Annotated in this window: 23 protein-coding genes and 1 riboswitch; of the genes, 13 read left to right on the top strand and 10 right to left on the bottom strand. The window is 70.7% G+C overall.

The window, feature by feature from the left end; translation table 11 throughout:
* Window positions 1–188: 188 nt before the first annotated feature.
* Entirely contained in the window at window positions 189–1928 is a 1740-nt protein-coding gene (locus ABZU76_RS04480) for an ABC transporter ATP-binding protein (protein ID WP_354865014.1), read from the bottom strand.
* Complete coding sequence (locus tag ABZU76_RS04475; protein ID WP_354865012.1) at window positions 1925–3553, bottom strand: ABC transporter ATP-binding protein; 1629 nt, start codon at window positions 3551–3553, stop codon at window positions 1925–1927. The genes ABZU76_RS04480 and ABZU76_RS04475 overlap by 4 nt, the downstream gene beginning before the upstream one ends.
* A gap of 162 nt (window positions 3554–3715) precedes the next feature.
* Here ABZU76_RS04475 and purL point away from each other — a divergent pair, with 162 nt between their 5' ends.
* Together purL and ABZU76_RS04465 are read left to right on the top strand one after the other, a co-directional pair.
* Entirely contained in the window at window positions 3716–5992 is a 2277-nt protein-coding gene (gene purL / locus ABZU76_RS04470) for a phosphoribosylformylglycinamidine synthase subunit PurL (protein WP_354865010.1), read from the top strand.
* 111 nt (window positions 5993–6103) lie between these two features.
* Entirely contained in the window at window positions 6104–6496 is a 393-nt protein-coding gene (locus ABZU76_RS04465) for a TetR family transcriptional regulator (RefSeq protein ID WP_354865008.1), read from the top strand.
* On the opposite strand, the gene ABZU76_RS04460 is transcribed toward ABZU76_RS04465, so the two are convergent.
* From ABZU76_RS04460 to ABZU76_RS04440, 5 genes are all read right to left on the bottom strand, one after another.
* On the bottom strand, window positions 6477–7565 hold the full coding sequence (locus ABZU76_RS04460) for a hypothetical protein (protein WP_354865006.1): 1089 nt from the start codon (window positions 7563–7565) through the stop codon (window positions 6477–6479). The two genes, ABZU76_RS04465 and ABZU76_RS04460, sit on opposite strands and share 20 nt — an antisense overlap.
* A 3-nt stretch (window positions 7566–7568) precedes the next feature.
* Complete coding sequence (locus ABZU76_RS04455; RefSeq protein WP_354865004.1) at window positions 7569–8444, bottom strand: hypothetical protein; 876 nt, start codon at window positions 8442–8444, stop codon at window positions 7569–7571.
* Window positions 8445–8662: 218 nt separating this feature from the next.
* Window positions 8663–9559 (bottom strand): lysozyme, encoded by an 897-nt coding sequence (locus ABZU76_RS04450; RefSeq protein WP_354865002.1) that lies wholly within the window; start codon window positions 9557–9559, stop codon window positions 8663–8665.
* Between the two features lie 172 nt (window positions 9560–9731).
* Entirely contained in the window at window positions 9732–10547 is an 816-nt protein-coding gene (locus ABZU76_RS04445) for a lysozyme (protein ID WP_354865000.1), read from the bottom strand.
* A 211-nt stretch (window positions 10548–10758) separates the two neighbouring features.
* Window positions 10759–11436 (bottom strand): type VII secretion system-associated protein, encoded by a 678-nt coding sequence (locus ABZU76_RS04440; protein WP_354864999.1) that lies wholly within the window; start codon window positions 11434–11436, stop codon window positions 10759–10761.
* A 58-nt stretch (window positions 11437–11494) separates the two neighbouring features.
* Here ABZU76_RS04440 and ABZU76_RS04435 point away from each other — a divergent pair, with 58 nt between their 5' ends.
* The 7 genes from ABZU76_RS04435 to arfB all read left to right on the top strand — a co-directional run bounded on the left by ABZU76_RS04435 (window position 11495) and on the right by arfB (window position 17285).
* Window positions 11495–11875, top strand: coding sequence for a sterol carrier family protein (locus tag ABZU76_RS04435; RefSeq protein ID WP_220245083.1), 381 nt, complete (start codon window positions 11495–11497; stop codon window positions 11873–11875).
* Between the two features lie 186 nt (window positions 11876–12061).
* Window positions 12062–12940, top strand: a complete 879-nt coding sequence (locus ABZU76_RS04430) for a helix-turn-helix transcriptional regulator (protein ID WP_354864996.1) — start codon at window positions 12062–12064, stop codon at window positions 12938–12940.
* Between the two features lie 430 nt (window positions 12941–13370).
* Window positions 13371–13610 (top strand): DUF397 domain-containing protein, encoded by a 240-nt coding sequence (locus ABZU76_RS04425; protein ID WP_220245081.1) that lies wholly within the window; start codon window positions 13371–13373, stop codon window positions 13608–13610.
* Window positions 13597–13968 carry a hypothetical protein gene (locus tag ABZU76_RS04420; RefSeq protein ID WP_354864993.1) on the top strand — a complete coding sequence of 124 codons (372 nt, stop codon included), beginning with the start codon at window positions 13597–13599 and terminating at the stop codon, window positions 13966–13968. Before ABZU76_RS04425 ends, ABZU76_RS04420 begins: the two co-directional genes overlap by 14 nt.
* Before the next feature lie 225 nt (window positions 13969–14193).
* Complete coding sequence (gene purF / locus ABZU76_RS04415; RefSeq protein WP_220245079.1) at window positions 14194–15720, top strand: amidophosphoribosyltransferase; 1527 nt, start codon at window positions 14194–14196, stop codon at window positions 15718–15720.
* Window positions 15721–15750: 30 nt separating this feature from the next.
* A complete protein-coding gene (gene purM / locus ABZU76_RS04410; protein WP_354864990.1) occupies window positions 15751–16821 on the top strand; it encodes a phosphoribosylformylglycinamidine cyclo-ligase in 1071 nt (356 codons plus the stop codon).
* Between the two features lie 35 nt (window positions 16822–16856).
* Window positions 16857–17285 (top strand): alternative ribosome rescue aminoacyl-tRNA hydrolase ArfB, encoded by a 429-nt coding sequence (gene arfB / locus ABZU76_RS04405; protein ID WP_354864988.1) that lies wholly within the window; start codon window positions 16857–16859, stop codon window positions 17283–17285.
* Here the strand turns inward: arfB and ABZU76_RS04400 are convergent.
* The 3 genes from ABZU76_RS04400 to ABZU76_RS04390 all read right to left on the bottom strand — a co-directional run bounded on the left by ABZU76_RS04400 (window position 17282) and on the right by ABZU76_RS04390 (window position 20032).
* Window positions 17282–18025: a GNAT family N-acetyltransferase gene (locus tag ABZU76_RS04400; RefSeq protein WP_354864986.1), complete on the bottom strand. Its 744-nt coding sequence runs from the start codon at window positions 18023–18025 to the stop codon at window positions 17282–17284. The two genes, arfB and ABZU76_RS04400, sit on opposite strands and share 4 nt — an antisense overlap.
* Window positions 18026–18217: 192 nt before the next feature.
* A complete protein-coding gene (locus ABZU76_RS04395; RefSeq protein ID WP_354864984.1) occupies window positions 18218–18877 on the bottom strand; it encodes a VanZ family protein in 660 nt (219 codons plus the stop codon).
* Between the two features lie 258 nt (window positions 18878–19135).
* Window positions 19136–20032 carry a Gfo/Idh/MocA family oxidoreductase gene (locus ABZU76_RS04390; protein WP_354864982.1) on the bottom strand — a complete coding sequence of 299 codons (897 nt, stop codon included), beginning with the start codon at window positions 20030–20032 and terminating at the stop codon, window positions 19136–19138.
* Window positions 20033–20075: 43 nt separating this feature from the next.
* A riboswitch (cobalamin riboswitch) is annotated at window positions 20076–20212 on the top strand.
* Window positions 20213–20264: 52 nt separating this feature from the next.
* Here ABZU76_RS04390 and ABZU76_RS04385 point away from each other — a divergent pair.
* Genes ABZU76_RS04385 through ABZU76_RS04370 form a run of 4 tightly spaced genes read left to right on the top strand, consistent with a single transcriptional unit; the run spans window position 20265 to window position 24322 of the window.
* Window positions 20265–20879, top strand: a complete 615-nt coding sequence (locus ABZU76_RS04385; protein WP_354864980.1) for a hypothetical protein — start codon at window positions 20265–20267, stop codon at window positions 20877–20879.
* Window positions 20869–21945 carry a CbiQ family ECF transporter T component gene (locus ABZU76_RS04380; RefSeq protein ID WP_354865973.1) on the top strand — a complete coding sequence of 359 codons (1077 nt, stop codon included), beginning with the start codon at window positions 20869–20871 and terminating at the stop codon, window positions 21943–21945. Before ABZU76_RS04385 ends, ABZU76_RS04380 begins: the two co-directional genes overlap by 11 nt.
* Window positions 21942–23540, top strand: coding sequence for an ATP-binding cassette domain-containing protein (locus ABZU76_RS04375; protein ID WP_354864978.1), 1599 nt, complete (start codon window positions 21942–21944; stop codon window positions 23538–23540). The genes ABZU76_RS04380 and ABZU76_RS04375 overlap by 4 nt, the downstream gene beginning before the upstream one ends.
* Window positions 23537–24322 (top strand): ECF transporter S component, encoded by a 786-nt coding sequence (locus tag ABZU76_RS04370; protein ID WP_354864976.1) that lies wholly within the window; start codon window positions 23537–23539, stop codon window positions 24320–24322. The genes ABZU76_RS04375 and ABZU76_RS04370 overlap by 4 nt, the downstream gene beginning before the upstream one ends.
* Window positions 24323–24355: the final 33 nt, after the last annotated feature.

The raw sequence follows: 24355 nt of genomic DNA, 5'->3' as shown, positions 1-24355 counted from the left end.
CCCTCGCCGACGGCACCCAGCGGCGGCAGGCGGCGCCTCCGTCCGGCCACTTCTGCGGCGCGGGCAGCGTCGTGGCCGTACGCCACGGCGTTCCGAACGTTGACGGCGACCAGAGTGTCGCCGACCACCCGTGAGTCGATTCCCTGGTTGTACTGGGGAACCTGCTGCGTGCCGACGCGCGCGACCGGTTACGTGGCCGCAGCCACCAATCGCGCGTACGGGCCGTCGGCCGCCAGCAGTTCCGAGTGCGAGCCCAGCTCCGTGATCCGCCCGCCCTCGACCACGGCGACGCGGTCGGCCGCGGCGGCCGTGTGGAGGCGGTGGGCGATGGCGATCACCGTGCGGCCCGCCAGTACGGCGTTCAACGACCGCTCCAGCTCACGCGCGGAACCCGTGTCCAGCAACGAAGTCGCCTCGTCCAGCACCAGCGTGTGCGGGTCCGCCAGGACGACCCGCGCCAGAGCCAGCTGCTGAGCCAACGCCGCCGGCACCGCGTACGCGCCGGAGCCCAGCCGCGTGTCCAAGCCGTTCGGCAGGGAGGCGAACCAGTCCGCCGCGCCCGCCGAAGTCAACGCGGCCAGGAGTTCCGCGTCCGTCCAATCCCCGCCATCACGACGTGCCGGCAGGGACAGGTTCTCCCGCAACGAACCCGAGAACGTGTGGTGCTCCTGCGTCAGCAGCAGCACCTCGCCGCGCAGCAGATCCTCCGCCAGCGAAGAAACCTCCGTGCCACCAACGCGAATCGAGCCTGACGTCGGCGCCGAGATGCCCGCGAGCAGCCGGCCCAGCGTCGACTTGCCGGCACCCGAAGGCCCGACGATCGCCAGCCGCTCGCCCCGCGGCACCGACAAGTCGATCCCGTGCAGCACCTCGCGATCGGCTGTGTACCCGAAGTGGACGTCGCGCACCTCGATGTCGCGCCCGGCCGGCACCGTGGTCACCTCAGAACGCGCCGGAGCGGGCTGCACACCCAGGATCCGCCGCGCCGCGGCCAGCGCCACCTGCAGGTCCTCCATCCAGAACAGCGCCTCGTTCAACGGCGCCGTCATCGCCTGGGCGTAGGCGAGCATCGTGGTGATCGTGCCGAGCTGGGCCCAGCCCTGCGAGTACGCGAAGAACCCGAGGCCCAGCAACGCGGCGATCGGCAGCACGTAGCTGATCTCCAGCGACGGCAGCCACCGCAGCTGCAGCGCGCGCATCCGGCGCTCGCCGAGCACGGCCTCGTCCAAGGCGTCGCGGCCGAGGCGGATGCGGCGGTCGGTGAGGCTCAGGGCCTCGGTGGTCCGCGCGCCCTCCACGGTCTCGTGCGTGGCCGACTGCAGGTCGCCCCAGCGGTCGAGCATCCAGGCCATCAGTTTGGGGATCCGGCGCTGGTACCAGATGTTCACGGGCACCAGCAGCGGCAGCGCCACGAGCAGCGCCAGCGCCAGCAGCGGCGACGTGATGATCATCGCGACCGTGGTCAGCAGCACCGTCACCACCGCGATCAGGATCTCCGGCGCCGCGAAGCGCACGGCGTGGTCGAGGCGGCTGATGTCGCTCGTCGCGCGGCTGAGCAGGTCGCCGGTGCCGGCGGCCTCGACCGTGCCGAGCGGCAGGCTCAGGGAGTTGGCCACGAACCGTTCGCGCGTCTGCGCCAGCACGCGCTCGCCGAACATCCGGCCACGCAGGCGCGCGGCCTTCTTCGCCCAGGCCTGCAGCACCAGCGCCACCACGAAACCCATGGCCAGCAGGTCGACGCGCACCGTGCTGCTGCCGTCGACGACACCCTGCACGAGCAGGCCGAGCAGCTGCGGCCCGGCCAGCCCGATCAGTGTCGCGAGGCAGAACAGCCCGAGCATCACCGAGAACTCGCGCCGGTGCTCGGCGGCCGTGCGCGCCGCCCAGCGTCGCACGTCGCGACCCGACGCGAGGGGGAGCCGTTTCACACCGTCACCGCTTTTCCGCTTACGACCTCGTCCGCCACGTGAGTCCACAGTGGACTCTGGCTGAACACCACGGTCGTCTTCCCTCGCCGCAGGTCCGCGACGCGCTGGGTGATCCGGGCCTCCGTGTGCGCGTCGACGGCCGAGGTCGGCTCGTCGAGCAGCAGCACGTCGGCGTCCGTGGCGAGCGCCCGGGCGAGGCTCAGCCGCTGCCGCTGGCCGCCCGACACCTCGCGCCCGCGCTCGCCGATCAGCTCGTCGACACCCCGGGGCAGCGCCTCGATGATGTCGTCGGCGTCGGCCGCGAACAGGGCCGCTTCCACGCTCACGTCACTCGGCAGCGCGGAACTCAGCTGTTCGCGCAGCACACCCGAGAACCACAGGTCCTGGTTGTGCGCGTACACCACCCGCGCCCGCAGCTCCGCCAACGCGACCTGGTCCACGGGCACACCGCCGGCCAGCACGGGCTCGGCCGCGTCCGTGAACCGCGCCAGGCGGTCGGCCAGCGTCTCCGCGTCGGCTCCGAGGTCGACGACGGTGAGCTTGCCCGCCTCGAGGTGGATGCCGGTCTCGGTGTCCACCAGGTCGAGCGGCCCGGCGGGCAGCGGCACCGGCGACGCCGGCTCGGCCAGCCGAGGCCGCAGCGACAGCAGGGCGCAGATCTTGCGCGCCGACACGAGCCCGGAGCTGACCGCGCTCACGGCCTCCGTGGCCGTGTCCACGGGCACGACCAGGAACGCCGAGACGCCGTAGAACGCCACCAGCTCGCCCACGCCGATCGTGCCGTCGAGCGCGAGCCGCGCGCCCAGCCACGTGATCGCCACGGTGACCAGGCCCGGCAGCACGATCGCCGCCGCGGCCAGCCACGCCTCCGCGCGCCCGACCTCCACGCCCGAGCGGCGCACCAGCTGGCTCGCGTCGTGGAACCGCTTCAGGAACCGCCGCTCGCCCCCGACCCCACGCAGGATCCGCAGGCCGGACACGATGTCGGCGCCCAGCGCGTTGACGTCGCTGAGGTTCTCGCGCTGCACCGTCTTGCGCTTCTGCAACGGCTTCAGCAGCGGTCCGATCCCGAGCACCGCCAGCGGAACGCCGACCAGCGCGACGACGCCCAGCAGCGGCGACGAGCCCAGCATCGCGATGCCGATCACCACGAACGCCACCACGGAGCCCACGGTCCGGCCGATCACCTCGTAGGTGTTGCCGATCCAGTTGATGTCCGACGACGTCACCGCCACGACGTTGCCGGTCGTCGTCGCCTCGCGCAGGGTCGCACCCAGGCGCGTGGTGTGCGTGGTGACCAGGCGCTGCGTGGTGCCCGCGCCGTGGATCCACATGCCGTACGACGTGAAGTGCAGCCACGTGCCGAAACCCGCCTGGAACACGCCCAGCCCGGCGGCCACCAGCGCCCAGCGCCAGATCGCGCCGGTGTCGCCCGCCGCGATCGCGTCGATGCCGCGGCCGATCACCAGCGGCAGCAGCGCGCTGGGCAGCGACCAGCAGGCGCCCGTGAACGCGGCCGTCACCACCAGCCACGGGCGCGAACGCAGCACCGCGAGCAGGTAGCGGCCGGCCGTCGGCCGTGCGGGCAGCCGAGGCGAGGCGAAGGGATATGTGGCGGAGAGCACGATTGTCGACGGTAAGCCGCTTCACGCACGGTGCGCGACTGATTTATCGGTGGGCGAACGTGCTGGCCACCTGCGGGTGTGACCCGGCCGACACGTAGTCTTGAGGGTGTGGCGAACCCTGACACGGACCCTGGATCAAACACTGTGACCAGCAGCTCTGTCATGAATACTGACACCACCGCGCGGGCCGCGGAGACCCCCGACACCACGCAGCCGTACGTCGAACTCGGCCTGGCCGAAGACGAGTACGCGCGCATCCGCGAGATCCTCGGCCGCCGGCCCACCGACGCCGAGCTCGCGATGTACTCGGTCATGTGGAGCGAGCACTGCTCGTACAAGTCCTCGAAGAAGCACCTCGGCTACTTCGGTGAGACGGCCACCGACGAGATGAAGTCGAAGATGCTCGCGGGCATCGGCGAGAACGCCGGCGTGGTCGACATCGGCGACGGCTGGGCGGTCACCTTCAAGGTCGAAAGCCACAACCACCCGTCCTATGTGGAGCCTTACCAGGGCGCCGCGACGGGCGTCGGCGGCATCGTGCGCGACATCATGGCCATGGGTGCCCGTCCGCTCGCGGTGGCCGACGCGCTGCGCTTCGGCCCGGCCGACGCGCCCGACACCAAGCGCGTGCTGCCCGGTGTGGTAGCCGGCGTCGGCGGCTACGGCAACTGCCTCGGCCTGCCGAACATCGGCGGCGAGCTGGTGTTCGACCCGTCTTACAGTGGCAACCCGCTGGTCAACGCCCTGTGTGTCGGCGCCATGCGCGTCGAGGACCTGCACCTCGCCTTCGCTTCGGGCACGGGCAACAAGATCATCCTGTTCGGCGCGCGTACCGGCCTCGACGGCATCGGCGGCGTGTCCGTGCTGGCGAGCGACACGTTTTCCGGTGACGAGACCGCGGCCGGCCGGCGCAAGCTGCCCAGCGTGCAGGTCGGCGACCCGTTCACCGAAAAGGTGCTCATCGAGTGCTGCCTCGACCTGTTCAAGGAGAAGCTCGTCGTCGGCATCCAGGACCTCGGCGGTGCCGGGCTGTCCTGCGCGACGTCGGAGCTCGCGGCCGCGGGTGACGGCGGCATGCACGTCTACCTCGACCGCGTGCCGCTGCGCGCCACCGGCATGACGCCGGCGGAGGTGCTCTCGAGCGAGTCGCAGGAGCGCATGTGCGCGGTCGTCTCGCCGGAGAACGTCGAGGCGTTCATGGCCGTGTGCGCCAAGTGGGACGTGATCGCCACCGACATCGGCGAGGTCACCGACGGCGACAACCTCGTGATCACCTGGCACGACGAGGTCGTGGTCGACGTCCCGGCCCACACCGTCGCGCACCAGGGCCCGGTCTACGACCGCCCGATCCAGCGCCCGGCGAGCCAGGACGCGCTGATCGCCGACACGTCGGCCTCGCTGCCCCGGCCGTCGACCCCCGAAGAGCTGCGGGCCGACCTGCTCAAGCTCATCGCGTCACCGAACCAGGCGTCGAAGGAATGGGTCACGGCGCAGTACGACCGCTACGTGCGCGGCAACTCCGTGCTCGCACAGCCGTCGGACTCCGGCATGATCCGCATCGACGAGGAGAGCGGCCGCGGCGTGTCGGTGTCCACCGACTGCAACGCGAAGTTCGTCTACCTCGACCCGTACTGCGGCGCGCAGCTCGCGCTCGCCGAGGCGTACCGCAACGTCGCCACGGGCGGTGCGACGCCGGTCGCGGTGTCCGACTGCCTGAACTTCGGCGCCCCGACCGACCCGGCCGTGATGTGGCAGTTCGAGCAGGCCGTGCACGGTCTGGCCGACGCGTGCGTCGAGCTGGGCATCCCGGTCACCGGCGGCAACGTGAGCTTCTTCAACCAGACCGGCGACACGGCGATCCTGCCGACGCCGGTGATCGCCGTGCTCGGTGTGATTGACGACGTCAACCGCCGCATCCCCACCGGCATCGGCGCGGAGGCCGGCGAGACGCTGCTGCTGCTCGGCGACACCCACGACGAGCTCGACGGCTCCGCCTGGGCTCGTGAGCTGCACGGCCACCTCGGCGGCGTGCCGCCCCTCGTCGACCTGGCCCGCGAAAAGCTCATCGGCGAGATCCTCGTCGCCGGCTCGCGCGACGGCATGATCTCCGCCGCCCACGACCTCGCCGACGGTGGTCTGGCGCAGGCACTGGTCGAGACTGTCCTCATCGGACAGTGCGGTGCGCGGGTGTTCCTCGACCGCGACCAGGACCCGTTCGTGCAGCTGTTCTCCGAGTCGTCGGGCCGCGTGCTCGTGGCGGTGCCGCGCACAGAGGAGCTGCGGTTCACGGAGATGTGCACCGCGCGCGGGCTGCCGTGGCGCAAGACCGGCGTCGTCGACCCGGACTCCCGTGCGCTCGAGCTGCAGGACATCACGGAGTTCTCGCTCGACGAGCTGCGCGAGACCTGGGAGAAGACGCTGCCGGCGTTGTTCGACTGAAGTTCTTGATCGCAGAAAGGGCCGCTTCCCGGAAACCGGGGAGCGGCCCTTCGCTTGTGCGTGTCCCGCTTGTCAGTGACTGACAGATGTGTCTCGGCTGGACTCGGCCGCATGGTCGGCGAAGGGTTGCGCGAGGTCACGCGCAGGGCGGTCACCGCGGAGATCGCCGCGAAGGCGATGGATCTGTTCACCGAGCAGGGTTTCGAGGGCACGACCGTGGACCAGATCGCGGCCGCCGCGGGGCTGCCTCGCGCGACGATGCTGGCCGAGACGCTCGCGTTGCGCACGGCGTTGCTGCGCAAGCACTTGCAGTGGCAGGAAGTGCTGGTGCCGGTGTTGGCCGAGCGGCTGGGTGGCGACGAGTTCGCGGCCCACGCGCTGGGCTCGGCCGCACTGTCCTGTTTGGACTTAGCGGGCTACGAGTGGACGCGCGTGGCGGGCGGGAAACCGTTGGGCGAGTTACTCGACGAGGCGATCGAGGCCGTCAGTACGCCGGCACGGTGAGGCGCGCGACGCCGTCGTCGTCGAGGGGTTCGAGCAGCCAACCGTCGGGCAGTTTATTGTCCTTTGTGGACAAGACCTTCGTGTCGTAGAGCGAAAGGTGCTCGGGTACGCGCGCGAAGCGTAGGTCGGCGTGGCCACCGAAGGACGCGTGGCGCAGGTCGAGTGAGTCGTCGAAGGCCGCGTCGGTGAACACGGCGTCCTTGGCGAACACGGCGTCCTTGAACGCGGTGCGCCCGGCGAACGTCGTCTCCGTGAAGTCGGCGTTCTCGGCGAACACCGTGCCGCTGAACCACGCGTAGTCCAGGAACTTCGCCCCGCGGCAGCGGAAGTTGCCGATCAGGCGGCCCTTGCCGGTGCCGGCGGAGGTGAAGTACGCCCGGTCCGTGATCACACAACCGCTGAGGTTCGTGCTGCTGTGCAGCGACGCGTAGCGCAGCAGCAGCCGGCCGATCTTGCGGCGGGACAGGTCGAGGTACTCCAGCACCGCACCGGTGAGGTCGAGGTCGTAACTCGGAGCGTCCACTTCGGACGCCCACGGCAGCAGCTCGGCGACGAGCCGCTGCGCGGTCAGGCGGACCTGCAACTCTCGCTCGACCTCGGGCCCGTCGCCGGGCCCGTCGTCGCGCTCGGGATCCTCGTACCGCGCGTGCTTGAACGGCCGCCGCAGGTAGGCGCACAGCACGTCGAGCACGGTCTGCGTGTACGTCGGCCGGCTGCGCGCCAGACCCGCCAACGCGTGCAGCGCACCGACGCGCACCTGGTCGGCCTCGTGCCCGAGCAGCTCCACCGACTTGGCGAACCGCTCGTCGGACACACGCTCACGGTCCTGTTCGGCCCGGCGCATCTCCAGGTCGTGGCGCTGCCGCTCGATCTCCTGGCGCGCCTCTTCGACGCGGCGGCGCCGGTCGTTGAGCCACAGCGCGTAGAGCGCCACGACGGCGCCGCCGGCCAGACCGGCCGTTTTCAGGGCATCGCTGCGGCTGGTGGCGGGGTCGGTGAGCAGCCAGCCCCCGACCCCGCACAGCAGCAGCACGGACGCGACGAACGTCCAGAGCAGTGGGGACCGCACGGATCAGAAGGCGATGACGAAGAAGAACCCGATGCACCAGTTGCCGCCGACGCTGGTGGCGATCACGGAGCCGTTGGCGTCCTTTCCGGACAGGCTGCCGTCGAGGTTGGCCGTGACGGTCGCGGTGCCGTCGTAGCTCTCGACCTTGAGCTGCGGGGTGCCGGTGGTGGCCTCGTCGATGCTGTCCTTGGAGAACGCTTCGCTGCCCTGGCAGGTCATCGCCGTGGCGCCCGCGCCGTCCTTGGCGTTGATCTTCGCGACGAACGCGTCCACGGCCTGCTTGCCCTCGGCCGGCGTGTTGCCGCCACCACCGGTGCCGGGGATGTCGGTCTCGTCGGTCGGCAGGCCCGGCTCCGACGGTTCGCCGGTGGGCAGCTGCGGCCGCGATGACTGCACGGGCGGCGGCACCGGGTTCGGCGTCTGCGCGATGGATCCCGAGTCCTTGCTCAGGAAGAAGCCGGGCGCGACGAATCCGGTGATGCCCAGCGCCACCACGACCACCACGGCCACGGCGATGCCGATCCACAGCCCGGTCTTGTTGTTCTTCGGCGGCTGGGGGCCACCGCCGTACCCGCCGCCGTACGGCTGGTTCGGGTCCCAGCCCTGCTGCGGATACTGCTGGGTGCCCGGGTACTGCTGCTGGTACGGCTGGCCGTACGGCTGCTGCCCGGGGTACTGCTGCTGCGTGTTCGGGTCCCAGCCCTGCTGCTGGCCGCCCTGCTGCGCGTTGGGGTCCCACCCGGGCTGCTGGCCCGGCTGCTGCTGCGCGTTCGGATCCCACCCCGGCTGCTGGGGAACCCCGCCCGTGCCGGGCTGCTGCCAGCCCTGGCCGTAGGGGTCCGGCTGGCCGCCCTGCCCTGGCTGCGGTGGGTAGGTCATCTCCGGTTCCGCCCTTCCTGGTGCACCGTTTCGCGCCGTGGTCTGACGACCGGCGAGCGCCGGCGGTTCCTCCCCACGTGAGGTGCATTCTGCAAGGTCGGGAGCCACTGCACAAAAGACGCGACGAGAACGAAGCTCCCGGCCGCCCCCGCAGGTGGAGGCGGCCGGGAACCTCAGCCGTGAATCAGTGGCGAATCAGCCGTGACCCCAGGAGTGGATCAGCCGTTGGCCAGCGCCTGGACCCGGTCGAAGGCACCGTTGAAGGTGTCCTGGTCGAGCGGGCTCGAGGTGTACTGCCAGACGGTGTAGTAGCCCCAGCCGTTCGGCAGAGCGCCGGCCGACGACGCGTACCGCGCGACCCAGAGCGGCACTGTGGACGAGAAGTTCTGCGACGTGCCCACGCACTGGTTCCACCAGCTCGCCGAGGTGTAGATGACCGGCCAGCGGCCGGTCTTGGCGTGGTAGGTGTCGTGGAACGCGCGGATCCACGCGCCCATCGAGGCCTGGCTCAGGCCGTAACAAGTGGCGCCGTAGGGGTTGTACTCCATGTCGAGCGCGCCCGGCAGGGTCTTGCCGTCCTTGGACCACCCGCCGCCGTGGGCGACGAAGTAAGTAGCCTGCGCCGCGCCGCTGGAGGTGTTCGGGGTGGCGAAGTGGTACGCACCACGGATGAAGCCCTGGTTGTACGAACCGTTGTACTGCTGGGCGAAATACGGGTTGGTGTAGCTCGTGCTTTCGGTCGCCTTGGTCCAGACGAACCGTTTGCCCTGGTTCCACCAGCTCGCCCAGTTGACGTTGCCCTGGTAGCTGGCGACATCCATGCCTGGCACGGTGGCCAGGGCCTGGTTCGGGATGGCGGCCGCGGGCTGCGGCTGCTGGGCTGAGACTTTGGACGCCGGTGTTGAGGAATCGCCCTCCACTCGGCGGATTTGAGACCCCAGTTCGTGGTTGTGCGCCTGGATGTCGGCGTTTATCGCAGTAATCTCACTGGCCGATTGGTCCGGGTTGTAAGGAGCGGCCGTTGCCTGGGCCGTGGAGCCGAGCAGGAGCGCCACGGTGGGGATGGCCAGAACGGAGAGCAGGGTCGCCCGCCGTCCTCTTCGGGAAGTGGACATCGTTGAATCCCTTCACAGATACCCTCGCTGAGGGCGGCTATTGCAGGTAGCCGCCCGGGGGAGATTCTTGATGACGTCCCTCGTTTTGTCAGCAAGATCCGTGAAGTTAAAAGGTCGCCTGGGTGATTTTCATCGGTAGATGACTACTTATTCCCAGCGTCGTAACGAATGTTCACCCGATTGCCAGATCGCGGAGGGTTGCGAGGGGACCGTTGAGCCAGTTCTGGTCTCCCGGCAGCGAACCCTTGTCCGCGAATTGCCAGATCGACTGGCTGTGCCAGCCGGCCGGCAGCTCGCCGATCTGCGTGTTGTAGCGCGCGAGCCACAGTGGATTCGCGCCGAGCGCCGGGCTGTTGCCGGTACAGCGTTTCCACCAGCTCGTGGACGTGTAGATCGTGGGCAGGCGCCCGGTTCGTGCCCGGTAAGTGTCCGAGAAGGACCGGATCCACGCGACCATGCCGGCGGGGTCCTTGCCGTAACAGGTCTCGCCGTAGGGGTTGTACTCTGCGTCGAGCGCGCCCGGCAGCGTTTTGCCGTCGTCGGACCAGCCGCCGCCGTGGGCGAGGAAGTAGTTGGCCTGCGTCGCGCCGTCGGACACGTCGGGGCGCGCGAAGTGGTACGAACCGCGGACGATCCCGGCCTGGTATGAACCGTTGTACTGCTGGGCGAACTGCGGGTTGACGAAACCCGTGCCCTCGGTGGCCTTCACATAGACGAACTTCGCGCCGGCCTTCGCGGCCGCGGTCCAGTCCACCACGCCCTGGTGGCCGCTCACGTCGTGACCGAGGACCTGGTCGCTCGCGGTGTACTCGACGTTCGGCGCGCCGGCGACGCCCTCGTACTTCTCGATCTGCGAGCCGGCGTAGTGGTCGTCGGCGCCTTCGTAGCTCGGCGCGGCCGTGGCCGGGGTGCAGAGCGCGAGCCCGGAAACGACCGCGGCGCTCCACACGGTGGCGCTCCAGCGCAGCAGCGGATTACGACGCTTCACCCTGGGCTCCCAACCGGACGCGTGTACTCCAACGAAGGCAAACGATGCCCGCAAGCCGCCGTTCCGGCGACTCGGTGATCACCTGATGGAGTGATGACCGCAGGTCGGGGTGGGGTCGGGATCCGTGAGGGTGACGTGTCGCGGGTACGAAAAAGCCCGCTGTCCACTCGGGACAACGGGCTGTTTCGAAATGTCTCAGCCGGAGTGGAACTCAGCGCCGTTCTTCGGCCAGCGCCTTCAGCAGGTGCTCGGCCGGCACGACGGCGGTGATGCCGTCGTGCGGGTTGATGGCCACGGGGTGTCCGGCGAGCAGGCCGACGATGTCGCGCCCCAGCACGGCGCGCGCGTGCGGCCACTCGCGCGGCACGAGCGACTTGGCGGTGTAGGCGGGGACCATCACGCGGCCGTCGGTGTTGTGGAAGCCGATGACCGTGCGCTGCACGGGGGACATGGCGTAGACGAACAGCGTCGAGTCGAGGATGACCTTCGGCAGGTCTTCGGCCGGGCGGTGCTCGGTGCGCACGAGTTGCAGCAGCCGCTCGAGCTCCGTGCCGGGCTCGGGGTAGCCGAGCGCCTTCGGCGAGGGCCGGTAGCGATCGTTGGGGTGGAAGTCCTCGACGACGTCGCCCGAGGCGTTCACCGGGTACGCGCCCACGACAGCCCACGACGGCACGGGGCCACCCGGGTCGAAGGCCTCGTCGATGACGTAGAGCCAGCTGTTGGGGTTGGCGCGCGCGTTGGCCCGCATCTCGGGGGTGATTTCGGGTTTGCCCTGCGGTCCGCGCCGGCCGTGCCGCCCGGCGGTGGCGGGCTTGCCGTCCGGTTTGCCGCGGCGCGCCGCGGGGGTGGTCGGGGAAACCATCCGATCTGCCTCGTCCCGCTGCGCCATCGCCGTCCCTCGCTGCCGGGTGCTGAATGTTCGTCCGACGTCACTCTACTGTTGGGCCATGGCCTCTTCGCGTTCGGTCGATCCCGCTGAGTTACGGGCGGCGGTGCTGGCCGTTTCGGGCTGGTTGCGAGGTGACGGGCCGGATCCGGCGCGGCCCGAGCTGGCCGCCGCGGTGCGGCTGAGCCTCAAGGCGCTCGCCGCCGACGCGCCCGGGCGCAGCGTCGAAGTGCGCGTGCCGCCGTTCGCCGCCGTGCAGTGCGTCGAGGGTCCCCGCCACACCCGGGGCACGCCACCGAACGTGATCGAAACCGACCCCCGCACGTGGCTCGAACTGGCGACGGGCCTTCTCGATTGGCCCAGCGCCCTCGACGCGGCGCGAGTGACGGCCTCGGGCTCGCGGGCCGACCTTTCACACTGGCTCCCCGTGGTCCGGCTCTGACCACCTGGGGCCTTGACCGGTGATTACTCACCTGGCTGTGTCGTAGGGTGCCGACTCTCCGTAGAATCGTGACGACAAACCCGACGCGTGCCGAGCCGTGCTATACGGGTTGGCTCTGTACGTGTACTTTGGGTAGTCGGGCTGGAATCCCCCAGGTAAACGAGCGGCGTACGGAAGGTCCCGGTCATGAACGCGGTGAACGCGTCCGGTGGCGAGCAGAGTCTCGGCCCGACAGCGCGCCGGATGATCCTCGGCTCGCAGCTGCGCAAGCTGCGTGAGGAAGCCGGGATCACGCGTCAGCAAGCGGGTTACAACATCCGTGGTTCCGAGTCCAAGATCTCCCGCCTCGAGCTCGGCCGCGTCGGTTTCAAGGAACGCGACGTCGCCGACCTGCTCACCATGTACGGCGTCGGCGACGACGAAGAGCGCCGCGCCTTCCTCGACATGGTCAAGCAGTCGAACGAGGCCGGCTGGTGGCGCAAGTTCGGCGACACCGTGCCAGGCTGGTTCACCGACCTCGTCGGCCTGGAAGAAGCCGCGTCGCGCATCCAGATCTGGGAACCGCTGTTCGTCTCCGGCCTGCTGCAGATCGAGCCCTACGCCCGCGCGATCTTCAGCCACGGCCGCCCCGAGATGGCCGACGAGAAGGTCGACCAGCTCGTGGCCCTGCGCATGCGCCGCCAGAAGATGCTGGCCAGGCCCGACGCGCCCCGCGTGTGGGCGGTCCTGGACGAGTCGGTGCTGTACCGGCCGATCGGCGGGCCGAAGGTGTTGAAGCAGCAGCTGGAGTACCTGCTCGAGGTCACCACGCTGCCGCACGTGTCGGTGCAGGTCCTCCCGTACTGCCGCAGCGGTCTGTCGGCCGAGCACGCCTTCACTCTGCTGCGCTTCGCCGAATCGGAACTGCCGAACATCGCCTACGTCGAGTACCTCACGGGCGCGCACTACCTCGACAAGCGCGAAGAGATCGAAAAGTACGGCCGCGCGCTCGACCTCCTGGCCGTCGACGCGGAGACGCCGGAGCGCAGCCGGGCTCGGTTGGCCAAGCGGCGCGCGGAGATCTGAGTCTCGCCGAGTTCGTGGTCTGCCTGAGCCGCTGAGCGGTCCTCAGTCGCGTTCGGGGGTGCCGGCGTCATGTCACTCTGCCGGGCGTCGAGGCGCCCACAGGGCGTCGAACCGAGCGTTCACTGAAATCTCGGTGCTCACACGCCGTCGCGGCCGTTCACCCGCTGAGATCACCGGGTTTGTCGGATTTTCGCTCAGCGCCACTTTCCTGGCGTCAACAGCGACCCCAGCGTGATCACATCACCCCTTCGAGTGGTGATGTGATCGTCCGACCGGGACTTTCTACTGAAGTCTGTCGTCACGCAGTGAGAAATTTGCAGAAACTTCTGCACGTGCATTTACCGCTGCATGAGCGCGTGCTAGCGTCCCAGTCACAGGTAGATGCACGTGCAGATTCCTGAGCTTTTCACCGTCCCGGAAGGTGGGGATCATGGCTGAGCGGTTCGAGAACGGCATTCCGGCCGATCGTCTGACCGGCGCCCAGTGGCGCAAGGCGAGCTACAGCGGCGCTGTGGGCAACTGCGTGGAGGTCGCTCCGCTGGCGTCCGGCGAGATCGCGATGCGCAACTCCCGCTTCCCGACCGGCCCCGCGCTCGTGTACACCCGTGCGGAGATGGCCGCGTTCCTCGCCGGCGCGAAGGACGGCGAATTCGACGATGTCCTCGGCTGACGCGCTGGAGACCGTCGAAACCGGTCTCCAGGAACTCATCGGCCGCGGGTACCAGTTCGTGCACCAGACGGACGCCAACGGCGAGTTCGAAGCCGTGGTCGGCGTCCGGGTCCACGACAACGTGGTGGACGTCGTCCGGCTCAACGCCGAGGACGACGCGGTTGCCACGCGGGTGCCGGGGACTGAGGACAACGTCTTCGAGCCCGAGAAGTGGCTGTGGCGCCGCCGCGGTGAAGTCGCCGAGGTGCTGACCGAAGTGCTCGCGCTCCCCGATGAGGAAACCAAGGCGCTCGCCCCCGCCAAGGGGTGCTGGGTGCCCGGGCGCGGTGGCACCTCGAAGTGGCTCGCGGCCCGCTGAGACACCCTTGATCTTCAGGCCCCGTGCGATGTGGACAGCCACGTCGTGCGGGGCCTGGTTCACGTTCGGGGCGGAGAACCAAGATCCACAACGCGAGCACCGCTCTTTCCGAGCGGTCGTCACAAGCCCGTGAAGTGGGGAGAACCACGTCGCGCACGGCCAGACCGGCCTTCACACCCCTTACACTTGGACTTGGCCCGCCCACGTCTTCCTGGGAGCACCTCGGTGGTTTCCGACCCCTCCGCCCTTCCTGACCAGCCCGACCCGGAACCCCGCGAGGAGTGTGGCGTCTTCGGCGTCTGGGCTCCCGGGGAAGAGGTCGCCAAGCTGACCTACTACGGCCTGTACGCGCTGCAGCACCGCGGGCAGGAGGCGGCCGGCATCTCGGTCTCCGACGGCTCGCAGATCGTGGTCTTCAAAGACCTCGGCCTGGTCAGCCAGGTGTTCGACGAGCAGGTGCTGCAGTCGCTGCAGGGCCACATCGCCGTCGGGCACTGCCGCTACTCCACGACCGGCGCGACGATCTGGGAGAACGCGCAGCCGATCTTCCGCACCACGGCCACCGGCAGCGGCCTGTCGTTCGCGCACAACGGCAACCTCGTCAACACCGCCGAGCTGCGCGACCGCACGAAGGCCGCCGGCCTCAAGCCGCACGCGGGCCTCACCGGCTCGTCCAGCGACTCCGACCTCGTCTGCGGCCTGCTCGCCGCCAACGCGGCCGACAAGGGCATCGAAGCCGCGGCCATGGAGCTGCTGCCGACCCTGAAGGGCGCGTTCTGCCTGGTCTTCGCCGACGAGAACACCCTCTACGCCGCCCGCGACCCCCACGGCGTGCACCCGCTCGTGCTCGGCCGCCTGGAGCGCGGCTGGGTCGTGGCGAGCGAGACGGCCGCACTGGACATCTGCGGCGCGTCGTTCGTGCGTGAGGTCGAGCCGGGTGAGCTCATCGCCATCGACGCGGAAGGCCTGCGCTCGTCGCGGTTCGCGAACCCGGAGCCCAAGGGCTGCGTGTTCGAGTACGTCTACCTCGCCCGCCCCGACACCACGATCGCCGGCCGCAGCGTGCACGCCACGCGCGTGGAGATCGGCCGCCGGCTCGCCGGCGAGCACCCGGCCGACGCCGACCTGGTCATGCCCGTGCCGGAGTCCGGCACGCCGGCCGCGATCGGCTACGCGCAGGGTTCGGGTATCCCGTACGGCACCGGCCTGGTGAAAAACGCCTACGTCGGGCGCACGTTCATCCAGCCGTCGCAGACGATCCGCCAGCTGGGCATCCGGCTGAAGCTCAACCCGCTGCGCGACGTGATCCGCGGCAAGCGCCTGGTCGTGGTCGACGATTCGATCGTCCGCGGCAACACGCAGCGCGCGCTCGTGCGCATGCTGAGGGAGGCCGGCGCGCTCGAGGTCCACGTGCGGATCGCCTCGCCGCCCGTGCGCTGGCCGTGCTTCTACGGCATCGACTTCGCCTCACGCGCCGAGCTCGTGGCCAACGGCGTCGACCTCGACGGCATCCGCCGCTCGATCGGAGCCGACTCGCTGGGCTACATCTCGCTCGACGGCCTGGTCGCGGCCTCGGAGCAGCCGAAGTCGCGCCTGTGCACCGCGTGCTTCTCCGGCGAATACCCCATCGACCTGCCGGATGACGCGTTGATCGGCAAGCACCTGCTGGAAAGCATGGATTCGGTCAATGGCAAAGCGACTCCGGTCAGCCCGGCCGGGTACGGTGCCGAAGACGCCGTCCGGCGTCCCTAGTCAGATTTGTCCAGTAGGGAGTCCGCTTCCGTGAGCGAGTCCACGAGCGCCACGTACGCAGCCGCCGGTGTCAGCATCGAAGCCGGTGACCAGGCCGTCGAGCTGCTCAAGCCCCACGCCGAGCGCGCCACCCGCCCCGAGGTGCGCGGTGGTGTCGGCGGGTTCGCGGGGCTGTTCTCGCTCAAGCTCGACAAGTGGAAGGAGCCGGTGCTCGCGTCGTCCACCGACGGCGTGGGCACCAAGATCGCGGTCGCGCAGGCTCTGGACAAGCACGACACCGTCGGCATCGACCTGGTGGCCATGGTCGTCGACGACCTGGTCGTGACCGGCGCCGAGCCGCTGTTCCTGCAGGACTACATCGCCGTCGGCAAGGTCGTCCCGGAGATGATCGCGGCGCTGGTCGGCGGCATCGCCGAGGGCTGCGTGCAGGCCGGCTGTGCCCTGCTCGGCGGCGAGACGGCCGAGCACCCGGGCCTGATGGGCGAGCACGACTACGACATCTCGGCCACTGGCGTCGGCGTGGTCGAGGCGTCCGCGCTGCTCACGCCCGAGAAGGTGCGCCCGGGTGACGTCGTGCTGGCCATGGGTTCCTCGGGCCTGCACTCCAACGGCTACTCGCTGGCCCGCCACGTGCTGCTGGACATCGCGCGCATGCCGCTCGAAGGGCACGTCGAGGAGTTCGGCCGCACCCTCGGCGAGGAGCTGCTGGAGCCCACGAAGATCTACGCCAAGGACTGCCTGGCGCTGGCCGCCGAGACCGAGGTGCGCACGTTCGCGCACATCACCGGCGGCGGCCTCGAGGCGAACCTCGCGCGCGTGATGCCGAGGGGCCTCGTCGCCCGGCTGGAGCGCGGCACGTGGACGCCGGCACCGGTGTTCGCCCTGATCGGACAGCGCGGCAAGGTCGAGCGCGCCGAGCTGGAGAAGACGTTCAACATGGGCGTCGGCATGGTCGCGATCGTGTCGGCCGAGGACGTCGACCGGGCGCTGGCCGTGCTGACCGCGCGCCACGTGCCAGCGTGGATCCTCGGCGACGTGCAGCCGGCCGACAACCCCGACGGCCCGCGCGCCGTGCTCTCGGGCGACCACCCGCGGTTCTAGAAAACGCGGTTGTCGCGGCTGGAAGACTGGACGACGTGGCAGAGGACGTGGTGGTCGGCTCCCGGTTCGTGATTCCGGCGGCCGAGTTGAGCGAGCGCTTCTCCCGGTCGTCCGGACCGGGCGGGCAGGGCGTGAACACCACCGACTCGCGCGTGGAGCTCTCGTTCGACGTCGCGCGGTCGGCGGTGATCCCGGAGTCGTTGCGCGAGCGGATCGTGGCGCGGCTGGCGGGTCGCCTGGTCGACGGCGTGATCACCATCGCGGCCAGCGAGCAGCGTTCGCAGCTGCAGAACCGCGACGCCGCCCGCGAACGCCTCGCCGATCTCCTGCTCAAGGCTTCCGCGCCGCCGCCGGCCAAGCGGCGTCCCACCAAACCCTCCCGGGGTTCGAAGGAACGCCGCCTGGCCGCGAAAAAACGCCGCAGCGACGTGAAACGCGGCCGCGGCGGCCGGTTCGACGACTAGCTCACCGACAGGTGCACGCACTCGCCGGCCGGCTGGTAGCCGACGCGGCGGTAGACCGTGGCGATGCCCAGGTCGCCCGGGGTGAGGAAGGCCGTGGGGCCGCCTCGCTCGTGGACCAGGCGGGTGAGGTGCGCCGTGATCGCGGCGGCGATTCCCCGGCGGCGGTAGGCCTCGGCGACGGCGATGCCGGCGATCTCGGCCGCGCCGTCCACGATGTCCAGCGCGAACCCGCCGCCGATCACCGCGCCGGTCGCGGTGTCCTCGGCGCGCACGGCGCGGTCGCCGAACGAGCGGGTGCTCGCCAGCTCCGCGTCGGACACCTCCGGGGACGCGCCGAAGGCCACGTTCTGCGCCGAACGCAGGCTGCGCAGGTCGGCGTCCGTCTCGGGAACACGGAGCACGATCCCGGCGGGCGCCGGGTGGTCCACGAAGTCGGCCGGGGTGCAGGTCATGAGCGGGATGCGCCGCTCGAGCGAGTACCCCCGCGCGACGAGGAGTTTCTCCAGGCCGGGCGCGGCTTCGGTGAAGAACTCCAGCCGGGGCTGCAGACCGCGGCCCGCGTACGCCTCGGTCAGCGCGGTGATCTCCGCCGGTGACGGCTCGGCGCCGTCGTCGGGGATCGCGTAGTTGAGCATCGGGTGGCCGGTGGTGCGGGAGAAGGTCGCGAGGAACGGGCCGATCCGTTCGACGTCACGGCCTCGGGGTGCGGTGGCACGGACATACGCCTGAAGGGAGGACATGCTGGGTGATCCCTTTCGGGGTCGAAGGAGACCCACGCGCGCTGCCGAGAAGGGCAGGGCATGGGAAGGACGGCTGACGGGCTCGCGTCAGGCCTGACCTCGGCCGTCGCGAGCAGCGGCGGCAAACATAGGCGTTCCTTCGTCCGAAGATCCGAGAGCTTTCAGTGTCCCAGCAGGGGCAATCGAATTAACTCAGCGCCGTTCGCGGTGGCCGATCCCGGCGTAGCGCGTGTCCCACACCGAACGCGGCACGCGCAGGCGGACAGGCGCGTTGCAGACGGTCCGCCGCACCTGCTGCGGGATCGCGACCACGGGCACCACGTCGAAGTAGCGCCAGCCGCGGCGGGTCAGTGCGGCGCCGAGCGTGGCGCCGATGGTGTTGAGCAGCACGTCGTCGGTCGAGGTCACACGGCCGCTGTGGATGAGGAACTGCGTGGCCTCCACCAGCACGGACGAGCTCAAGGCGGCGAGCGCGATCCGGCTGAGCGACCGCAGCCGGCGCAGGCGCAGCGGCGCGAGCGCGCCCAGTGGACACAGGAGCAGCAGGTTGCCGACGACTTGCCAGAGCGAACCGTCGTCGGAAAGCGCGGCGGAGAGGTCGGCACCGGGCACGAGGTCGAGGGTGCTCCCCGAAGCGGCGCCGACGGGCATGATGACCAGGCAGAGCACGAGCGCGCCGATCGTCACCGCCGTAACGTCGACGGCCGCGGTCGCCGACGCGTGGCCGAGGCTGATGCCGCTGCTTCTTCGCCGCCTCCGTGCGGCGAGCAAGGGCCAGCAGAGCAGCGCGTACGGCAACGCGATGGCCGTGATCGGGATGATCCCCCAGAAAGCGCGCAGCAAGGCACCCATGCGCTTCCCTTCTCGAACCCCTCTGAACTGCTTCTTCCCGCCTTCCCAAGATCAACCTTCGCATTGCCGGTTCGAGTCGGCATGCTCAGCGGGCCGCACTATTCGGTGATCTTTCCGGTGGCGCGAAACGGCTTCCCGTGGTTCGGTCGAGGCGCGGACCGTCCATAGTGGATGCTGTGGACAACCCTGTGGAAGGATTTCGCCGACTTGGTGAAAAGCCTTGTTCCACAACGGAAAACAAGGGTTCGAGCCTGTGTACTACCCGGCGAGCTCGCGCGCCTTCTCGATGAGTGCGGACAGGTGCAGGCCACGGTGGACGTCGCACGGATGCGTGGTCGTTCCACTCGCGACCATGGCCGCGAAGTCGTCCAGCAGTGCCGTGTAGGACTCCCCGGCGGTGCCCGGTTTGCGGCCGAGCGTCCGGTAGCCGTGCTCGCCGTAGACCGCGACCTCGACCACGCTCGGCTGAACCGGCAGCCGCAGCGACAGCGTCGCGGTGCTCGTGGCGCCGCCCTCGTGGGCGAACATCAGCTGCCACAGGTCGTCGGGGCCGCGGTGGGCCGCGAGCACGTCGGTGATGCGGCCGAGGGCGGCGTCGAGCAGGTCGAACGCGTGCGGGCCGATGTCGGCGAGCGCGCCGCCGGACGCGTCGAGGCGCCAGGCCGAGGTCGAGTACTGCCCGCCGAGCAGCGCGCCCGACAGCCAGCGCGCGCCACCGCCGCGCCAGCCGCCCGAGGCGGCGAGGCCGTCGAGCCACTCGCGCGTCTGCTGGGAGAACCGCAGCGTGAGCATCACGAGCGACGCGACGCCGGCTTTGTCCACGGCGTCGGCCAGCCGCTGGGCGCTCACCAGGTCGGCGGCGATGGGCTTCTCGAGGATCAGGTGCTTGCCGGCCTCGGCCGCGCGCGTCGCGATCTCCGCCTGCACGGCGGGCGGCACGGCGAAGGCGAGGGCGTCGACCAGCGAGAACAGCTCGTCGAGGTCGTCGGTGCCGACGGCTCCGTGGGCCTCGGCCAGCGGACGGGCGCTGGTGATGCGGCGCGCCCACACGGCGGTGAGCTCGGTGCCGGGGTGTTCGGTCAGGCCCGGCGCGTGCACCGTGGTCGCCCAGGGACCGGTTCCGACGAGGCCGATGCGCAGCTGTCCGACGTCCACGCCCGGAAGTGTAGGTGTGTCCGGCGCCGCTTCCGGCGGGTACCTCCGGTGGGTTAACGTCGGTCAGCTGTACACCACGATCGGGGGAAGCCGGTGTGAATCCGGCGCTGACCCGCAACCGTGAGCGGCCGCCCCGTGCGGCCGTGAGCCGGATCGCCCGCCGTGGTCCGACTCGATGCGAGGTTCATCAACGATGCGGTTGTTCCCTGTCTTTGCTGCCCGGCTCCTTGCCGTGGCCGCGCTCCTGGTCACCGCCGGTCTGTCCGGGGCGAGTCCCGCCACCGCGACTGTGCCCGGGAAGGGCACAGCGGGGTACTGCCCCGACGCCACGGGCGTGACGGTGGTCGTCGACTTCCAGGACCTCGGTGGCGACACCCTGATCCGCTGCGCGCCCGGGCCGCAGGCCGACGGCGTGGCGGCCATGCAGAACGCGGGCCTCGACATAGCGGGCGTCGGCAAGTACGGCCTCGCGCTGATCTGCAAGATCGAGGGCAAACCGGCCGACCAGTCGTGCTCGGGGATGCCGCCGGAGAGCGCGTCGTGGAGCTTCTGGACGGCGACCGAGGGTGGCACGTGGGCTTCGAGCCAGGTCGGCGTGCAGGGCTGGAAGCCGCCGGCCGGGAGTTTCGAGGGCTGGTCGTTCGCGCACAACAAGTCCTTCCAGGACTACCCGCCGCCGCGGGTGGCGCCGGTGCGGAAGGCCAACGCGCCTGTTCCCGCGGCCGCGGCCACGGATTCCGGCGGCAGCGGCTTCCCGTGGAGCCTGGTGATCGGACTCGTCGTGATCGCGGTGCTCGTCGTCGCGGGTGTGGTCGTCGGGCTGCGGCGCAGGCGTGCTGCCCGGTAACGCGCGGGCTCTGCACCCGGGCGCGTGGTGGGTGTGGGCGCTCGCGCTCGCCGTCGCCGCCAGCCGCACCACCAACCCGCTGCTGCTCGCGCTGGTGATCGCCGTGGCCGGGTTCGTGGTGGTGAACCGCCGGGGCGACGCGCCGTGGGCGCTGGCTTTTCGCGTGTATGCGCTGGTCGCGGGCGTGATCGTGGTGTCGCGCGTGCTGTTCCGCATCCTCATCGGCGGCGAGGACGGTGGCCACGTGCTCTTCACGCTGCCGGTCATCCCGCTGCCCGCCGCGGCCGCCGGGATCGAGCTGCTGGGGCCGACGTCGGCCGAGGAGTTGCTCGGCGGCTTCTACGACGGGCTGCGGCTCGCCACGATCGTGCTCTGCGTCGGCGCCGCCAACGCGCTGGCCAACCCGAAGCGCCTGCTCAAGGCCGTGCCCGGCGCGTTGGCCGAGGTCAGCACGGCCGTCACGGTGGCGCTTTCGGTGGCGCCGCAGCTGGTGGAGAGCGTGCAGCGGGTGCGGCGCGCGCGACGGCTGCGGGCGGCCCGCGGGCGGGGGCTGAGGTTCGTGAAGGGGGTTTTCGTGCCGGTGCTCGCGGACGCGATGGACCGCTCGCTCCTGCTGGCCGCGGCCATGGACTCGCGCGGCTACGGCCGGCGCGGCTACCTCGCGCCGCGCGTGCGCGTGCTGATCGCGACCTGCGTGCTCGCGGGGCTGTTCGGGGTCGCCGTCGGGGTGTACGGGGTGCTCGACGGGTCGTCGAGCTGGCTCGGCGCGCCGATGCTGGTGGCCGGCCTGGCCGTGGCGTCCGCCGGGTTCGTGCTGGGCGGGCGGCGGATCCAGCGGACGGCGTACCGGCCTGATCCGTGGCGGTTGCCGGAGACGTTGGTGGTGCTGTGCGGGGTCGCGTCGGCCGGGCTGCTGCTGGCTTCTCCGGCGGCGCAGCTGGCCACGTCGGTGAGCCCACCGAGCTGGCCGACGTTGCCCTTGCTGCCGACGTTGGCCCTGTTGATCGCGGTGTTGCCGGCGTGGCTCGCGCCGCGGCCGCTGCCGGTCGCCCAGGTGGCTCGATGATCGAGTTTTCGCAGGTCACCGTCACCTATGACGGAGCTTCCTCGCCGGTGCTGCGCGGCGTCGATCTCGTGGTGGAGGAAGGCGAGCTGTGCCTCGTGGCCGGACGCACCGGGGTCGGCAAGTCGACGTTTCTCGGCGCCATCAACGGGCTCGTACCCCACTTCACCGGCGGGACGCTGGCCGGGCGTGTGCTCGTCGACGGCCTGGACACGGCCACGCACCCGCCGCGTGAGCTGGCCTCCGTGGTCGGCGTCGTGGGGCAGGACCCGCTGGCCGGGTTCGTCACGGACACCGTCGAGGAAGAGCTCGCGTACGCGATGGAGCAGCTGGCCGTGGCGCCCGACGTGATGCGCAAGCGCGTGGAGGAGACGCTCGACCTGCTGGGCATCGCCGAGCTGCGCGACCGTCCACTTCGGACGCTTTCGGGCGGCCAGCAGCAGCGCGTGGCGATCGGGTCCGTGCTGACGGCGCACCCGCGCGTGCTCGTGCTGGACGAGCCGACGTCCGCCCTCGACCCGGCGGCCGCCGAGGAGGTGCTGGCCGCGATTACGCGGCTGGTCCACGACCTCGGCACCACGGTCGTCGTCGCGGAGCACCGGATGGAGCGCGTGGCGCAGTACGCCGACCGGCTGCTTTACCTGCCAGGCGACGGTTCCGTGCGGTCCGGACCGCCGTCGGAGGTGTTCGCGGACGCCGACGTGGCGCCGCCGATCGTGGAGCTCGGCCGCTTCGCGGGCTGGTCACCGCTGCCGCTCTCGGTGCGGGACGCGCGGCGGCGGGCCGGGCCGTTGCGGGAACGGCTCTCGTCGGTGACCCGACCGGCCGCGGCCGGCGTGCCTACGGAAGACGCGCTCACCGCGCAGGGGGTGCAGGTGCGCTACGGGGGCGTAGTGGCTGTGCGTGGGGTGGACCTGCGGCTGCGCCGGGGCGAGGTTGTCGCGCTGATGGGGCGCAACGGGTCCGGCAAGTCTTCGCTGCTGTGGGCGCTGCAGGGCAGTGGGCCGCGCTCGGGCGGGACCGTCGACGTGCTCGGGGCGGACCCGGCTTCGGTGCGGCCGCGGGCGGCGCGGTCGCGCGTCGGTCTGGTGCCGCAGACGCCGTCCGACCTGCTGTACCTCGACTCCGTGGCCGCCGAGTGCCGGCAGGCGGACGTCGAATCGGGCGCCGTTGCGGGCACGGCCCGGGCATTGCTGGACCGGCTGGTTTCGGGTGTCGCCTCGGATGCGAACCCTCGCGACCTCTCGGAAGGACAGCGGCTCGCGCTCGTGCTGGCCGTGCAGCTGGCCGCCGCGCCGCCCGTCGTCCTGCTCGACGAGCCGACGCGCGGCCTGGACTACCCCGCGAAGCGCCACTTCGCCTCGGTGCTGGCCGCGTTGGCCGCCGAAGGCCACGCGATCCTGCTGGCCACGCACGACGTCGAGTTCGTCGCCGTGGCCGCGCACCGCGTGGTGGTGCTGGCCGAAGGCGAGGTCGTGGCCGACGGCCCGACCGCCGACGTCGTCGTGTCGTCACCGGCGTTCGCACCGCAGGTCGCGAAGGTCCTGGCGCCGCAGGAATGGCTGACGGTCGCCGAAGTCGAGCAGGCGCTGAGGTGACGGACTTCCTCGCCCCGGCCGTCCGGATCCGGCTGCGAACCGCCGCTGTGCTCGTGGTCGCCGTGGTCCTCGGCCTGGCGATGTTCTGCTGGCCGCTCTTCGTGTCCACGCCGCCTTCGGGCCACACGGCCGACGCGCCGTTCATCTTCATGGCGACGCTGCCGATCCTGATCCTGATCGTGCTCGCCGAGCTGTCCAGCGGCGGCCTCGACGCGAAGGCGCTGGCGCTACTCGGCGTCCTGTCCGCCGTCGACGCGGCGCTGCGGCCGCTCGGCGCCGGCACCGGCGGCATCGAGCTGGTGTTCTTCCTGCTCGTGCTCGCCGGCCGCGTCTTCGGCCCGGGCTTCGGCTTTGTGCTGGGCGCGACCTCGCTCTTCGCGTCCGCGCTGCTCACGGGCGGCGTCGGGCCGTGGCTGCCGTTCCAGATGCTCGCGTCTTCGCTGGTCGGCCTGGGTGCGGGGCTGCTACCGCGGGGTGTGCGCGGCCGCTGGGAGATCGCGCTGCTCGCCGTCTACGGCGTGGTGGCCGCGTACTTCTACGGGCTCGCGATGAGCATGTTCACGTGGCCGTTCCTCGCGGGCACGTCGGCGCTGGACTTCGTGCCGGGCGCGCCGCTGGGCGCCAACCTGCACCGGTTCCTGGTCTTCACCGTGCTGACGTCCACGCTCGGCTGGGACACGGGCCGCGCGATCACCAACCTCGTCGCGATCCTGGTCCTGGGCCCGGCCATCCTCACGATCCTGCGCCGCGCGGCTCGGCGAGCGGCGTTCACCCGACCCTGAGCGAACGCCCGGCCTCGTCGAGCACGTCGAAGA

This window comes from Amycolatopsis sp. NPDC005232, from assembly GCF_040607795.1.
GTDB lineage: Bacteria > Actinomycetota > Actinomycetes > Mycobacteriales > Pseudonocardiaceae > Amycolatopsis.
This window is presented reverse-complemented; position numbering and strand designations above follow the sequence as displayed.

Excerpts from the sequence above, each read along its gene's own strand:
- ABZU76_RS04425 (WP_220245081.1), top strand. The coding sequence starts at position 13,371 with ATGGCTGAGCGGTTCGAGAACGGCATTCCGGCCGATCGTCTGACCGGC.
- ABZU76_RS04435 (WP_220245083.1), top strand. The coding sequence starts at position 11,495 with ATGGCCTCTTCGCGTTCGGTCGATCCCGCTGAGTTACGGGCGGCGGTG.
- ABZU76_RS04450 (WP_354865002.1), bottom strand. The coding sequence starts at position 9,559 with ATGTCCACTTCCCGAAGAGGACGGCGGGCGACCCTGCTCTCCGTTCTG.
- ABZU76_RS04430 (WP_354864996.1), top strand. The coding sequence starts at position 12,062 with ATGAACGCGGTGAACGCGTCCGGTGGCGAGCAGAGTCTCGGCCCGACA.
- ABZU76_RS04400 (WP_354864986.1), bottom strand. The coding sequence starts at position 18,025 with ATGTCCTCCCTTCAGGCGTATGTCCGTGCCACCGCACCCCGAGGCCGT.
- ABZU76_RS04395 (WP_354864984.1), bottom strand. The coding sequence starts at position 18,877 with ATGGGTGCCTTGCTGCGCGCTTTCTGGGGGATCATCCCGATCACGGCC.
- ABZU76_RS04420 (WP_354864993.1), top strand. The coding sequence starts at position 13,597 with ATGTCCTCGGCTGACGCGCTGGAGACCGTCGAAACCGGTCTCCAGGAA.
- purL (WP_354865010.1), top strand. The coding sequence starts at position 3,716 with ATGAATACTGACACCACCGCGCGGGCCGCGGAGACCCCCGACACCACG.
- ABZU76_RS04440 (WP_354864999.1), bottom strand. The coding sequence starts at position 11,436 with ATGGCGCAGCGGGACGAGGCAGATCGGATGGTTTCCCCGACCACCCCC.
- ABZU76_RS04455 (WP_354865004.1), bottom strand. The coding sequence starts at position 8,444 with ATGACCTACCCACCGCAGCCAGGGCAGGGCGGCCAGCCGGACCCCTAC.
- ABZU76_RS04465 (WP_354865008.1), top strand. The coding sequence starts at position 6,104 with ATGGTCGGCGAAGGGTTGCGCGAGGTCACGCGCAGGGCGGTCACCGCG.
- ABZU76_RS04375 (WP_354864978.1), top strand. The coding sequence starts at position 21,942 with ATGATCGAGTTTTCGCAGGTCACCGTCACCTATGACGGAGCTTCCTCG.